This is a genomic window from Stutzerimonas sp. 21-1, from assembly GCF_056336065.1.
In genome coordinates this window covers 954,557-968,071 of sequence record NZ_CM150500.1, presented here as the reverse complement: position 1 = coordinate 968,071, position 13,515 = coordinate 954,557, and the positions used below count along the sequence as shown (strand labels likewise).

At 66.5% G+C, this 13,515-nt stretch carries 8 protein-coding genes; 3 read left to right on the top strand and 5 right to left on the bottom strand.

The genetic code is table 11. The annotated features are described in order from the left end of the window. Positions 1 to 67: 67 nt before the first annotated feature. A complete protein-coding gene (locus AC0ZJQ_RS04675) occupies positions 68 to 553 on the bottom strand; it encodes an FKBP-type peptidyl-prolyl cis-trans isomerase (RefSeq protein ID WP_043295870.1) in 486 nt (161 codons plus the stop codon). A gap of 240 nt (positions 554 to 793) precedes the next feature. Here AC0ZJQ_RS04675 and AC0ZJQ_RS04670 point away from each other — a divergent pair, with 240 nt between their 5' ends. The 3 genes from AC0ZJQ_RS04670 (at position 794) to AC0ZJQ_RS04660 (ending at position 5,242) form a co-directional block, all read left to right on the top strand. Next, complete coding sequence (locus tag AC0ZJQ_RS04670) at positions 794 to 1,981, top strand: acetate kinase (protein WP_009867896.1); 1,188 nt, start codon at positions 794 to 796, stop codon at positions 1,979 to 1,981. Positions 1,982 to 2,109: 128 nt separating this feature from the next. Continuing rightward, entirely contained in the window at positions 2,110 to 4,206 is a 2,097-nt protein-coding gene (gene pta / locus AC0ZJQ_RS04665) for a phosphate acetyltransferase (protein ID WP_314019775.1), read from the top strand. Positions 4,207 to 4,336: 130 nt separating this feature from the next. Then, the gene (locus AC0ZJQ_RS04660) at positions 4,337 to 5,242 is read left to right on the top strand and encodes an acyltransferase (protein WP_476477383.1); all 906 of its coding nucleotides are present in this window, start codon (positions 4,337 to 4,339) and stop codon (positions 5,240 to 5,242) included. A 6-nt stretch (positions 5,243 to 5,248) separates the two neighbouring features. On the opposite strand, the gene AC0ZJQ_RS04655 is transcribed toward AC0ZJQ_RS04660, so the two are convergent. From AC0ZJQ_RS04655 to AC0ZJQ_RS04640, 4 genes are all read right to left on the bottom strand, one after another. Further along, positions 5,249 to 7,372, bottom strand: a complete 2,124-nt coding sequence (locus tag AC0ZJQ_RS04655) for a two-component system response regulator (RefSeq protein WP_476477382.1) — start codon at positions 7,370 to 7,372, stop codon at positions 5,249 to 5,251. 104 nt (positions 7,373 to 7,476) lie between these two features. Continuing rightward, the gene (locus AC0ZJQ_RS04650; RefSeq protein ID WP_476477381.1) at positions 7,477 to 11,184 is read right to left on the bottom strand and encodes a CHASE domain-containing protein; all 3,708 of its coding nucleotides are present in this window, start codon (positions 11,182 to 11,184) and stop codon (positions 7,477 to 7,479) included. A gap of 153 nt (positions 11,185 to 11,337) precedes the next feature. Next, the gene (locus tag AC0ZJQ_RS04645; RefSeq protein ID WP_102827547.1) at positions 11,338 to 11,991 is read right to left on the bottom strand and encodes a YiaD family glycine zipper/OmpA-like lipoprotein; all 654 of its coding nucleotides are present in this window, start codon (positions 11,989 to 11,991) and stop codon (positions 11,338 to 11,340) included. A gap of 138 nt (positions 11,992 to 12,129) precedes the next feature. After that, positions 12,130 to 13,479 (bottom strand): D-serine ammonia-lyase, encoded by a 1,350-nt coding sequence (locus tag AC0ZJQ_RS04640; RefSeq protein WP_155551595.1) that lies wholly within the window; start codon positions 13,477 to 13,479, stop codon positions 12,130 to 12,132. Positions 13,480 to 13,515: the final 36 nt, after the last annotated feature.

Below are 13,515 nucleotides of genomic sequence, written 5' to 3'. Positions count from 1 at the left end.
GAGCGCCTTCTACACGATCAGCTCGACCTGGCGCGGTCTCCAACGACCGGCGCCGCGGGCGTGCCAATCAGTGGTGATGACCGCCTTCGCCATGCACGTGGCCGTGGGCCACTTCTTCCTCGCTGGCGTCGCGGACGCTGACGATCTTGACGTCGAAGCTCAGGCGCTGGCCGGCCAGCGGATGGTTGCCGTCGACGATCACATCGTCGCCCTCGACGTCACGGATGGTGACGATCTGCATACCGCCATCCGGACCGGAGGCATGGAACTGCATGCCGACTTCCAGTTCGTCGACGCCTTCGAACATGGCGCGGTTCAGCGTGGCGACCAGCTCAGGGCTGTACTCGCCGTAAGCGTCCTGCGGCTCGATGGTGACCTGGATCTGGTCGCCGCCCTGCTTGCCTTCCAGTGCCTTTTCAAGGCCGGGAATGATGTTGCCTGCACCGTGCAGGTAGACCAGCGGCGCGCCGCCGGCGGAGCTGTCGATCACCTCACCGGCGTCGTTGGTGAGGGTGTAGTCGATAGAGACAGCCTTGTTAGCGGCGATCAGCATGGGCTCAAACCTTTGCTTGGGAAAATGACGACACAGTCTAACCGCGCGCCAGGCCGAATGTGAACCGACGGCCGAGCAACGGACAGTGTGGTTCTCGACGAGCTAATCGTGTAGTGCCATCGACAGCCCGACTACAACCTTTGGATGGCATCGCTTTTACTGTGGTTATGCAAGAATCCGGCTGCCTGAGATTCTTTTGTCACTTCATATCAATAACTTTCAGTGAATCAAGGAGCACCGATGCCGGCTCGTAACATCCTGGTGATCAACTGTGGCAGCTCGTCGATCAAGTTCGCCCTGGTCAACGAAGCGCAAGCTACCTTCCCGCTGCAAGGTCTCGCCGAATGCATCGGTACCGCAGAGGCTGTCATCCACTTCGAGAGCGCCGCCGGCAAGGAAAGCGTCAAGGTACCGAATGCCGACCACCAGGCCGCGCTCGCGCAGATCCTGCCGCGCGTCGAAGACGCCGCCGGCGGTCATCTGGACGGCATCGGCCACCGCGTGGTGCACGGCGGCGAGAAGTTCTTCGCGTCCACCCTGCTCACCGACGAAACCCTGGCCAGCATTGAAGCCAACATCCAGCTGGCGCCGCTGCACAACCCGGCCAACCTGAGCGGCATCCACGCGGCCATCAATCTGTTCCCCGAACTGCCGCAGGTCGGCGTGTTCGACACTGCGTTCCACCAGACCATGCCGCCGCATGCCTACCGTTACGCGATCCCGGGCTTCCTCTACGAGGAGCACGGTGTGCGCCGCTACGGCTTCCACGGCACCAGCCTGCGCTTCGTCAGCCGACGCGCCGCCGAAATGACTGGCCTGCCGGTGGAAAACAGCGGCTGGCTGGTTGCTCACCTCGGCAATGGCTGCTCCACCTGTGCGGTGCAGAACGGCGAAAGCCGCGACACCAGCATGGGCCTGACTCCGCTGGAAGGCCTGGTGATGGGCACACGCAGCGGCGATGTCGATCCGAGCCTGCACTATTTCCTCAACCGCACCCTCGGCTGGGATCTGGCCAAGATCGATAACCTGCTGAACAAGGAAAGCGGCCTGAAGGGTCTGTCCGGCCTGTCCAACGACATGCGCACCCTCGCCGACGCCCGCAACGCCGGCCATCCGGGCGCCGTGCTGGCGTTCGAGGTATTCTGCTATCGCCTGGCCAAGTCGCTGGCAGCCATGTCCTGTGGTCTGGACAGCCTGGACGGTCTGGTATTCACCGGCGGCATCGGCGAGAACTCCGCTGCCGTGCGCCAGCGCACCCTCGAGCACCTCAAGCTGCTCGGCTTCAAGCTTGACGACGCGGCCAACGCCCGCTGCACCCGCGGTGTTTCCGGCGAGATCCAGGCCGAAGGCAGCCGCCGCATCCTGGTGGTGCCGACCAACGAAGAGCGCCAGATCGCTCTGGACACCCTTGCGCTGCTCGACGCCTGATCCGACCCCGACAGGCGGGATGCCTGTCTCGCAGGCCCGGAGACCGCAAGGTCACCGGGCCTTCGCTCGTCCCGCCTGCGGCCCCGCATTCTGCAGCCAGAGCTCCCCGCTCCCCTGAAGGAGAACCCATGCACACTCTGTTTCTAGCCCCAACCGGTTTCGGCGGCGGTCTGAACTCCGTCAGCCTCGGCCTGATTCGCGCGCTCGAAAGCGCCGGCCTGAAGGTCGGTTTCTTCAAACCGATCGCACAACCCTTCCCGGTCGACCAGGGCCGTGAACGCTCCTGCATCCTCGTCGAAAAGACCCTCAACCTGCCCTCGCCCGAACCGCTGGCGCTGGAACAGGTCGAGCGCCAGCTGGCCGACGGCGAGCTGGACCTGATGCTCGAGGAAGTGGTCAGCCGCTTCCAGCATGCCGCTGCCGGTAAGGACGTGGTCATCGTCGAAGGCATGGTGCCGACCACCAGCTCCGACTACACCTCGCGCATCAATACCCAGTTGGCCAAGAGCCTGGACGCCGAGATCATCCTGATCGCCGCCCAGGGCAAGGACAGCCTCAAGCGCATGGCCGAGCGCATCGAAATCCAGGCGCAGCAGTTCGGCGGCGCCAAGGACCCGAAGGTACTCGGCGTGATCCTCAACAAGGTCAAGAGCGAGGACGGCGTGCCGGCCTTCATCGAGCGCCTCAAGGAACACCTGCCGCTGCTCGGCAGCTCCGACTTCCAGCTGCTCGGTGCCATTCCCTTTGCCGAGGAACTCAACGCGCTGCGTACCCGTGACATCGTCGAACTGCTCGGTGCGCAGGTGCTCAACGCCGGCGAAGCCGATCAGCGCCGCGTCGGCAAGATCGTGCTGTGCGCCCGCGCCGTGCCGAACACCGTGCAACTGCTGCGCTCCGGCGTGCTGGTGGTAACGCCGGGCGACCGTGACGACATCATCCTTGCCGCCAGCCTGGCCTCGCTCAACGGCGAGAAGCTCGCCGGCCTGCTGTTGACCGGCGACTTCACGCCGGACCCGCGCATTCTCGAGCTGTGCAAGACCGCCCTGGCCGGTGGTCTGCCGGTGATGATGGTGAGCACCAACTCCTATGACACGGCCAACAACCTGTTCGGCCTGAACAAGGAAACCCCGTCGGACGACATCGAGCGCGCCAGCCTGGTCACCGACTACATCGCCAAGCACCTGCATCCCGAAGTCCTGCACACCCGCTGCAGCGTCCCGCGCGCCGAGCCGCGTCTGTCGCCGGCCGCATTCCGCTATCAGCTGGTCAAGCGTGCGCAGGACGCCAACAAGCGCATCGTCCTGCCGGAAGGCAACGAGCCGCGCACCATTCGCGCCGCGGCCATCTGCCAGGAGCGCGGCATCGCTCGCTGCGTGCTGCTTGCCAAGCCAGCCGAAGTCGAGCAGGTCGCTCGTGAGCAGGGCATCAAGCTGCCCGCCAGCCTGGAAATCCTCGATCCGGATCTGATCGCCAACCGCTACGTCGAGCCGATGTGCGAAATGCGCAAGGCCAAGGGCCTGACGCCCGAGGATGCCCGCGAGCAGCTGAAGGACACCGTCGTGCTCGGCACCATGATGCTGGCGCTGGACGAGGTGGACGGCCTGGTTTCCGGCGCCGTGCACACCACCGCCAACACCATCCGCCCGGCGCTGCAGCTGATCAAGACCGCGCCGGGCTACAGCCTGGTGTCCTCGGTGTTCTTCATGCTGCTGCCGGACCAGGTGCTGGTCTATGGCGACTGCGCGGTGAACCCGAACCCGAGCGCCACCGAGCTGGCCGAAATCGCCCTGCAGAGTGCCGAATCGGCCGCCGCCCTCGGCGTGCCGCAGCGTGTGGCGATGATCAGCTACTCCACCGGCAGCTCCGGCAGCGGCGCCGAAGTGGAGAAGGTCGCCGAAGCCACCCGCATCGCCCAACAGCGCGCACCGCAGCTGCCGATCGACGGCCCGCTGCAGTACGACGCCGCCTCGGTACTCAGCGTCGGCAAGCAGAAGGCGCCGGACAGCAAGGTCGCCGGCCAGGCTACCGTGTTCATCTTCCCCGACCTGAACACCGGTAACACCACCTACAAGGCCGTGCAGCGCAACGCCAACTGCCTCAGCGTCGGCCCGATGCTGCAGGGCCTGGCCAAGCCGGTGAACGACCTGTCGCGCGGCGCGCTGGTCGAGGACATCGTCTTTACCATCGCCCTCACCGCACTGCAGGCGGCCAGCCAGAAAGCCTGACGCCAGCGTCACCCAAAAGCCCGCCCGCGCCTCGCGTGGGCGGGCTTTTTACTGCCGCTTCAGATAGTTACAGATGCCTGCATAATCGCTACTCTTGGCGACTCGACTCAGCCGTATCGACGAGCCAGCCATGCTTAGCTTCCTTCCCGCGCCGCTGCGCGGCGTGCTTTCCGCGCTTCTCCTCGCGCTCAACACCCTGTTCTGGTGCTGGCCGCTGTTCGCCCTCGCCCTGCTCAAGCTAGTGCTGCCCTTCGCGCCGATCCAGCGCACGCTGCGCTACGGCATGCATTGGATCGCCGAATCCTGGATGGCGGTGAACAGCTTCTGGATGAACCTGGCGCGGAACGTCGACTGGGATGTCCAGGGCCGCGAGCTGGTCGACATGCACCATTCGTATCTGGTCACCAGCAATCATCAGAGCTGGGCCGACATTCTGGTGCTGCAGTACCAGCTCAGCCGCCGCATGCCGATTCTGAAGTTCTTCCTCAAGCAGGAACTGATCTGGGTGCCGGTCATCGGCCTGTGCTGGTGGGCGCTGGAATTCCCCTTCATGAAGCGCTTCAGCAAGGAATACCTGGCCAAGCACCCGGAAAAACGCGGTGAGGATCTGGCCACTACCCGCCGTGCCTGCGAGCGCTACCGCACCAATCCGGTGTCGGTGTTCAACTTCCTCGAAGGCACGCGTTTCACGCCAGCCAAGCACGACCAGCAGGACTCGCCGTTCCGCCACCTGCTCAAGCCGCGTGCCGGCGGCATCGCCTTCGTGATCGACGCGATGGGCGAGCAGCTGAGCGCGCTGGTCGACATCACCATCCACTATCCCGACGGCCGTCCGAGCTTCTGGGACCTGCTCGCCGGGCGCATCCGCCAGGTGGTGCTACGCATCGAGCGGCGGCAGATTCCGGGCGAGTTCCTCGGCCGCAATTACGATCAGGACGAAGCGTACCGGCTGGCGTTCCAGCAGTGGGTCAACCAGCTGTGGACCGCCAAGGATGCCCAGCTGGCCAGCCTGCACGCGCAGTTCCCGCCGCGCTGAGGCGTCTCAGCGCGACTCCCAGCTCACCCGCGCCGGAAAGGCGGTTGCCTGTGCCGGGGCGACCGCCGGCGAAACCAGGAAGCCCTGCATCACATCGCAGCCGTTGGCCAGCAGCCACTCGCGCTGCGCCAGGCTCTCGACGCCTTCGGCGATCACCTCCAGCCCCAGGTTGCGCCCCAGGTCGATGATGGCATTGACCACCGCCGCATCGCGCGGCGAGTCGAGCATGTTGGTGATGAACAGACGGTCGATCTTCAACGTGTCGAGCTCGAAGTGGCGCAGGTAGGCCAGTGACGAGTAGCCGGTGCCGAAATCGTCGATCGCCACGCGGACCCCGAGCTTGCGCAGGCGCCGCAGCTTGTCGCAGCTCTGCTCCAGATCCTGCATCAGCGTGCCTTCGGTGACCTCCAGCTCGAGTTGCGCCGGCAGCAGCTGGTACTCGTCGAGCAGGCGCTGCAGGCTATCCAGCAGGCCGGCGCGGGCAAACTGCACCGGGCTGACGTTGACGCTGAGAATCAGCCCGTCGTCGAGCGCCTGCGGCCACAGGCGATGCTGGTTCAGCGCCTCGCGCAGCACCCAGTCGCCGACTCGCTCGATCAGCCGCGTCTCCTCCAGCAGCGGAATGAACACCCCCGGCTCAACCTGCCCACTCTGCCCGTTGGGCCAGCGCAGCAACGCCTCGAAACCCCGCAGGCGGCCGCTCTCGAGCATGATCTGCGGCTGGTAGGCCAGCTCGAAATCGTTGCGCTCGATGGCGCTGCGCAGGTTCTCCTCCATCATCAGGCGGGTGTGGGCCCGGCCGTTCATCTCGTCGGAGAAGAAGCGATACTGCCGACGCCCGGCACGCTTGGCCTCGTACATGGCCATGTCCGCCGAGCGCAGCAGCTCGTCGACGCTCTGCCCGCTGTCGGGGAAATGCGCGATGCCGATGCTCGCGCCCAGGGTGACTTCGGTGCCGTCGACGCGGTGGCGCACCGAGATCAGCTCGATGAGCTTCTCTGCCACGCGCGCCGCATCTTCTGGTTGATCGAGCGAGTCCAGCAGCGCGGTGAATTCGTCGCCGCCCATGCGCGCGATGATGTCGTAGGGACGCATGCAGGTTTCCAGCAGCCGCGCCACCTTGCAAAGGATTTCGTCGCCGGCGTCGTGACCGAGCGAATCGTTGATGCGCTTGAAGCCGTCCAGGTCGATGTAGAGGATCGCCATGCGCTTGCCGTTGCGGTCGACCCGCGCCAGCGCCGACTCCAGCGCCTGGTGGAAACCGCGGCGGTTGAGCAGCCCGGTCAGCGAGTCGGTCACCGCCTGGGTTTCCAGCTGCACATGGAGATTGCGCACCACCGACATATCCAGCGCGATGACCACCATCGAGCGTTGCTGGCGTGGCAACGGCGAGCTGGACAGCGCCACCGGCAGCGTCGAGCCGTCGCTCCTGTAGAGCTGCGCCTCGTGCAGACGGTAGGTCGCGCCGTTGCGCCAGTGCTCGTAGAACTCCGACTCGCGCCACGACACGCCAACCTCGGGCACCGCCAGATGCGCCAGCAGAGCGGTGCCCTGCAGGTCCTCCACGCGGGCATGCAGCATTTCGGCGATGGCCGGATTGGCGAAGGTGACGTAGCCGTCCTCGCCCACCACCAGGATGCCCTCGGCGGCGTTGCTCAGCACCGAGGCGTTGAACGCCCGGGCGCTGTCCAGCTGCTGGGAGAGCAACTGCAGGTCGCGACGGTTGTGTTCGTGCGCCAGCAGCGTGTTGATCTTGTGCTTGAGCACCTGCGGATCGAACGGCTTGAGAATGAAGTCCACTGCGCCGCTGGCGTAGCCGCGCAGCACCGACTCGCGGGTGTGCGCGATGGCCGAGACGAAGATGATCGGCGTGTAGCGCGTATGCGGGCTGCCGCGCATCAGCCGGGCGACCTCGAAGCCGTCCATGCCGGGCATCTGCACGTCCAGCAGTACCAGCTCGACGTCCAGTTCGAGCAGCGCCTTGAGCGCCGCCTCGCCGGAGTTGACGCTGTGCACCTGCCAGTCGCCGTCGCCGAGCAGGGCCTCCATCGCTACCAGGTTGGCCTCGCGATCATCCACCACCAGCAGCGTACGGCTGCGCGGTTGCGTCTTAAGCTGCGCTCTTCCCATAGAGGCCCTCCCGCATCGCTGCGCGCGCGTGCACGCGGGCACCCTCGCACGTAACGGCGCCGTACCTGTTTGCGGCAACTCCAGCGTCTACTCCCACCGCTCCTCTACTCCTCTTCAGCCTTGCCCTGCTCCGCCTGCAGCCCCAGCCAGTGCTGCAGCAGCGTCGCCAACGCGGCACGCTCCACGGGCTTGGCCAGCACATCATCGGCACCGAGCGTCAGGCAGCGCTGGCGCTGCTCCGCGCCGGCATCCTCGACGAGGGCGATGATCGGCACCTGACAACCGTGTTCGCCCTTGAGCGCGGCGGGCAACATCACACCTTCCGCGTCCGCTCGGCTCATGTCCAGCAGCACCAGATCGAAGGCACCCTCGGCAAACCGCGCCAGCGCCGACTCGGCACTGGTCACCGGCTCGACCTGCAGTCCCAGCTGGTCGAGATCGGCGCTCAGCGAATAGATCAGCCGCACGTCGTCGCCGACCAGCAGCACCTGGCGGCCCAGCTCCGGCCGCGGCGCCTGCTGCATCGTCTCGGGTCTGTCCGTCGCGGTGGCCTGGCGCACCAGCTCGCCGATGCGCTCTGGGCTGTCGGATTTCGCCAGCAGCACCGCCGAATAGCGCCGCAGGCGCTGCAACTGCTCGTCGTCCAGCGGCGCCTGGCTGCTCACCAGCACCAGCATGCCCTGCAGCGGTCGCAGACGTTCGAGCGCTTCGAGCAGCTCCAGACCGTTGTCATCGGCCAGGTCGAAATCGATGGCCAGCGCACTGAACGCCTGCTCGGCGAATGCCAGGCGCGCCGACTCGCTGCGCCCGGTGGCGGTCACGCTGTAGCCCAAGTTCTCGAAGCATTCGCGAATCTGCCGTCGCCGCTGCGGATCGCCTTCGACCAGCAGCAGGCGCAGCGGGTTGTGGCCTTGGCGGCGCAGCTCGATGAACAGCTGTTCGAGCGTCACCCGCTCGACCGGCTTGGTCAGGTAACGCGCGTCATCGTCGTGCCAGTCGCCCGGTTGCGGCACGCTGGAAATGATCGCGACCGGCAATCCCTGCAAACGCTCGTCGGCGCGCAGCTCGCGATAGACCTGCCAGCCGCTGATATCCGGCAGCAGGATGTCGAGAATCACCGCGGCGAAACGCCGTTCGCGCAGCATCGCCGATCCTTCGTTGCCGGTGGCGCAGCGCGTGCTGACGAAGCCGTGGCTCTGGCCGACTTCATCGAGCAGCGCGGCAAACGCACCATCGCCCTCGACGATCAGCAGGCTCGGCTCGTCGCCACGCGGCTGCACGGCGTCCGGCAGCGCCGGTCGACGCTCCGGCAGCGGCAGCTCGACGGTGAAGCGCGAGCCCTGCCCCGGCTCGCTCTGCAGCTCGATCCGGCCACCCAGCACGGCGACCAGCTGCTGGGTGATCGCCAGCCCCAGGCCGGTGCCACCGTAATGCCGGCTGATCGAACCATCGATCTGCTGGAAGGCCTGAAAGATCCGCTCATGCTGGTCCCGCGCGATGCCGATGCCGGTGTCGCGCACCTCGATCTGCAACGTATCGCCGCCACTCGCCCCGTTTTGCGCGAGGCAACGCACCAGCACCTGCACCTCGCCGCGCTCGGTAAACTTCAGCGCATTGGTCAGCAGGTTATGCAGGATCTGCCGCAGGCGCAGGCGGTCGCTTTCCAGCCGCTCGGGGACGTTCGAGGCAACATCCAGCGTCAACTTCAGGCCCTTCTGCTGCGCCATCGGCGCCAGCGCCGCCTCGGTCTCGGCCAACAGGTCGCGCAGATTCAGCGGCTCGAGCTTGAGCTGCAAATGTCCGGCCTCGATCTTGGCCAGGTCCAGCACGTCGTTGATCAGCTGCAGCAGATCGTGGCCAGCGCGGTAAATGATGTCGGCATGCCGTACCTGCTTGTCGGTGAGATTGCCGCCACCGTTCTGACGCAGCTGGTCGCTGAGGATCAGGATGCTGTTGAGCGGCGTGCGCAGCTCATGGGACATGTTGGCCAGAAATTCCGATTTGTAGCGATTGGCGACCACCAGCTGGTCGGCCTGGTCACGCAGGCGGCGCTCGGCCGCCTTGCGATGGCTGATATCGATGATCACCGCCTGCACCAGCTGCTCGTCGCCGCTGCGCAGCGGCGACAGGCCGATCTCCACCGGCACCTGGCTGCCGTCGCGATGGCGGCCGAACAGCTCGCGGTTGCCGCCCATCCGCCGCGGTTCGGGGTGCGCGGCGTACTCCTGGCGAACGCCGCGGTGGGCTTCGCGCGCCGCTTCCGGCAGCAGCAGTTCGACCGGCTGGCCGAGCAGCTGCTCGCGCTCATAGCCGAACAGCAACTCGGTCTGGCGATTGACCATGACGATGCGTCCTTCGCTGTCGACCAGCACGAAGGCGTTGGGCGACGCCTCGACCACATTGCGGAATCGCTCTTCGTCGCGCTTGCGCGCCTGCAGGTCGAGCAGGTTGAGCACGTAGTAGCGGGCCTCGTCATGGTTGAAGCTGGTCAGGCTGAGCGCAACCGGCACCGGCGTGGCGTCCTCGCGCAGCGCCTGGGTTTCCTGCTGATGGAGCCCGCTGCGCTGGGCCAGCGAATCGTCGCTCAGCAGGAACGGCAGATAGCGGCTGACCCGCTCGCCGGCCAGCAGCCCGGCGTTGGAGCCGAGCAGGCTGGCAGCGCTCTGGTTGGCCAGTTCGATCCGCCCGGCGGCATTGCACAGCAAGGTGGCCACCGGCAGTTGTTCGATGAGCTGGCGAAAGCGCGCCTCGCGTTCCTGCGACTGCACGCTCAACCGCTGGCTGGCCTGCAGCGCGCGCTCGCGCAGATAGAGATAGCCGCCGATCAGCAGCGAGAACAGCGCGGCCGCGAGCAGTGGCGACACCAGATCGAACGTGCGATTGCTGTGGCGCAGCACCGCTTCGTACTCGGGTGTGCTCGCCACCTTCAGCTGCCAGCTGCGGCCATACATGTAGATGTTGCGCGTGCGCTGGAAGCCGGCCTCCTCATTGGCCGGTCGGCGCCCGGCGAGCAGCGGTACGTCCGGCGCGGCGGCGTCACGCAGCTGCAGCTGCAGCGCGCTGCTGCGCGAGCCGAGGATGCCTTCCATCAGGTCGGTCACCCGGAAGGCGCCATGCAAGGTGCCGACAAAGGCGCTGCGCCGCTCCTCCTCAGTGGTGGTCGGCGCGTTGGCGCGGTACAGCGGCAGGTAGAGCAGCACGCCGGTCTGCACGTTCTGCTCGGTCTCCTGCTTGAGTCGCAACGGCCCGGTCAGGACCGGATTGCCGCTATCGCGCGCCGCCGCGGCCGCCTCGCGGCGGAACGTCTCGCTGAACAGGTCGAATCCCAACACCCGACGGTTGCGCCAGTCGACGGGATGGATGTAGTCGACGATCAGGTATTCGTCGCGCACGCCGGGCGGATACATGCGAAAGCGCTCGCGTCCGGACTTGCGGATCGCCTTCAGTTGCGCCTCGATCGTCTGACTGGTGGCATAGCGCGCCAGCGCCACGGCCTGGATGCCCGGGTAGAAATCCTGCAGCTGCAGCTGATCGGCCGCGCGCATCCAATCGTCCAGGGAAACGCTGTCGCTGCCCGCGACCAGCCCGGCGACACCGCGCAGGACCATTTCATAGGCACGCATGCGCTCGCGCAGCGTGTGCTCGATGTCATCGACGGCAAAGGTGAAGCGCTGTTCCTGCTCGATGCGGTTGCGCGTTTCCTGAGCATGCCATTGCCAGCCGATCCATCCACCGAGCCCCGCCATCAACGCCAGCGTGACGAACAAAGGCAGCCAAGGCTTGCGGGAATGGAGAGCGGGACGATCATCCATTCGACCTCCTCTGCGCCATTACTGGCGTGCTTCAAGTGCTTGAGAGTCACGAAGCGGACAGAGGTTCCGTGCGACGAACGGAGGGGCGGATTTCATGACGCCGGCTTTCCGGCAGCGGCGGAGCCATTGCGGCTCCGCCGGATATTGCGGGGGTTACAGCGGACGCAGATTGATCTCGACGCGGCGGTTCTGCGCGCGGCCGGCGGCCGTGTCGTTGCTGGCGATCGGCTGGCTCGGGCCGACACCCGAGGCGGAAATGCGCGAGGACGGCACGCCGTTGCTGATCAGGTAGGACGCCACGCTCTGCGCGCGACGGTTGGACAGGTCCTGGTTCAGCTGCAGCGAGCCGGTGCTGTCGGTGTGACCGACGATGTCCACTCCGTTCTTGTCGAACTCCTTGAACACCTGTACCAGCGAATTCAGCGTCGGATAGAAGTTGCTGGAGATGTCCGCCGAGCTGCTGGCAAAGGTGATGTTGCCCGGCATGATCAGGGTCAGGTTGTCGCCCTCGCGCTGCACCTGTACGCCGGTGCCCTGCAGCGTCTGGCGCAGCTTGGCTTCCTGGGTGTCGACGTAGTAGCCGTAGCCGCCACCGGCCGCGCCACCGACTGCCGCGCCGATCAGCGCGCCCTTGGCGCGGTCCTTCTTGCTGGAAGTCGCCGCACCGATCACCGCGCCGCTGACCGCCCCGATGCCGCCATAGATACCCGCCTTGCCGGCTTCGCGCTCACCGGTGTAAGGGTTGGTGGTGCAACCGACCAGCAGGGCAACGGCCACCGCAGCGGCGGTCAAGTTCAGCTTTTTCATATGGACTTCCTTCGTTTCGTCAGTGACCAGGGCGCGCAACATGCCGGCGCTCCCCGAACGCAGCGCTAGATTAACACCGGCCAGCGCCGCAGGACTGCAACCAAGGCAGCAGAACCGCGCGGCGCGCGGCGCACCGGTTCATACCTGCCGCTGCAGCGCCCGCCCTTGGGCGAGATAGGCCGCGAACTCCGCCTCCGGCACCATGCTGCCACCGGTTCCCCAGACCAGATGCGTCGCGCGCGCCAACCGCGCCGGATCGACGCCGATCCGCTGCAGGTAATCGGGCGCGCGCAGCACGCGCTGCAGGCCCGGCATCCCCGCCAGCGCCGAAGGCTCCAGGCGCACCTGCTCCAGCTCCCAGGCGCTGGCCAGCAGGCGCGAGAGCGTCTCGTCCGTGACCGTGTAGTAGCCGTCGATCAGCCGTTGCATGGCCCTGCCGACGAAACCGGACGGCCGCCCGACCGCCAGCCCATCCGCGGCAGTGACGTTGTCGATGCCGAAATCCTGCACGCTGACCGCATCGTGCAGCCCGCTGTAGACGCCCAGCAGCATGCACGGCGAGTGGGTCGGCTCGGCGAACAGGCAATGCACCGCATCGCCGAAGGCCAGCTTGAGACCGAAGGCGACCCCGCCGGGGCCGCCGCCGACGCCACACGGCAGATAGACGAACAGCGGGTGTTCGGTATCGACCAGGATGCCGGCCTGCTCGAACTGCCGCGCGAGGCGCTCGGCGGCGACCGCGTAACCGAGAAACAGCTGCGGCGAGTTCTCGTCATCGACGAAATAGCAGTTCGGATCGCCCGCCGCCTGTTCGCGCCCCTGGGCCACCGCGACGCTGTAGTCCGAGGCGTATTCGACCACCGTCACGCCGCTGGCCCTGAGCCGGTCCTTCTTCCATTGGCGGGCGTCCGCCGACATGTGCACGGTCGCCTGAAGGCCTAGCCGGGCACTGACAATGCCGATCGACAGGCCGAGATTGCCAGTGGACCCGACAGCGATACGGTAGCGGCCAAAGAACGCCCGGGCGGCGTCGCTGGCCAGCGCGGCGTAATCATCGCCGGGACGGATCAGGCCGGCTTGCAGCGCGAGATCTTCGGCGTGCTTGAGCACTTCATGAATACCGCCGCGCGCCTTGATCGAGCCGGAGATGGGCAGCTGGTTGTCCGCCTTCAGCCACAGCGCGCCGCCCGCGGCCACGCCGATCTCGTCCAGCAGCTGGCGCCCCAACGTCGGCAACGGCACCAGCGGCGATTCGATGATGCCGCCGGCCGCCGCGGTTTCCGGGAAGACCTTGGCCAGATAGGGCGCGAAGCGCTGCAGGCGGGCGCTGGCCGCGGCAACGTCCTCCGCCGTCAGGCCGACATCGGCCAGTGCCGTCGCGGTCGGTGCGATGGCCGGGTTGAACCACGTGGTTTCGCGCAGGGCCAGCAGCTCGCTGAGCAGCGGATGGCTGGCGCACCAGGCTTCGAGTGTCTTGCCGTGAATCATCGGAGGGCTCCTGTCGACGGTGTGTACCGACCCTAA

Bases quoted from the DNA above. Each gene is read 5' to 3' on its own strand.
- AC0ZJQ_RS04650 (WP_476477381.1), bottom strand. From the start codon at position 11,184: ATGGATGATCGTCCCGCTCTCCATTCCCGCAAGCCTTGGCTGCCTTTG.
- AC0ZJQ_RS04660 (WP_476477383.1), top strand. From the start codon at position 4,337: ATGCTTAGCTTCCTTCCCGCGCCGCTGCGCGGCGTGCTTTCCGCGCTT.
- AC0ZJQ_RS04640 (WP_155551595.1), bottom strand. From the start codon at position 13,479: ATGATTCACGGCAAGACACTCGAAGCCTGGTGCGCCAGCCATCCGCTG.
- AC0ZJQ_RS04655 (WP_476477382.1), bottom strand. From the start codon at position 7,372: ATGGGAAGAGCGCAGCTTAAGACGCAACCGCGCAGCCGTACGCTGCTG.
- pta (WP_314019775.1), top strand. From the start codon at position 2,110: ATGCACACTCTGTTTCTAGCCCCAACCGGTTTCGGCGGCGGTCTGAAC.
- AC0ZJQ_RS04675 (WP_043295870.1), bottom strand. From the start codon at position 553: ATGCTGATCGCCGCTAACAAGGCTGTCTCTATCGACTACACCCTCACC.
- AC0ZJQ_RS04645 (WP_102827547.1), bottom strand. From the start codon at position 11,991: ATGAAAAAGCTGAACTTGACCGCCGCTGCGGTGGCCGTTGCCCTGCTG.
- AC0ZJQ_RS04670 (WP_009867896.1), top strand. From the start codon at position 794: ATGCCGGCTCGTAACATCCTGGTGATCAACTGTGGCAGCTCGTCGATC.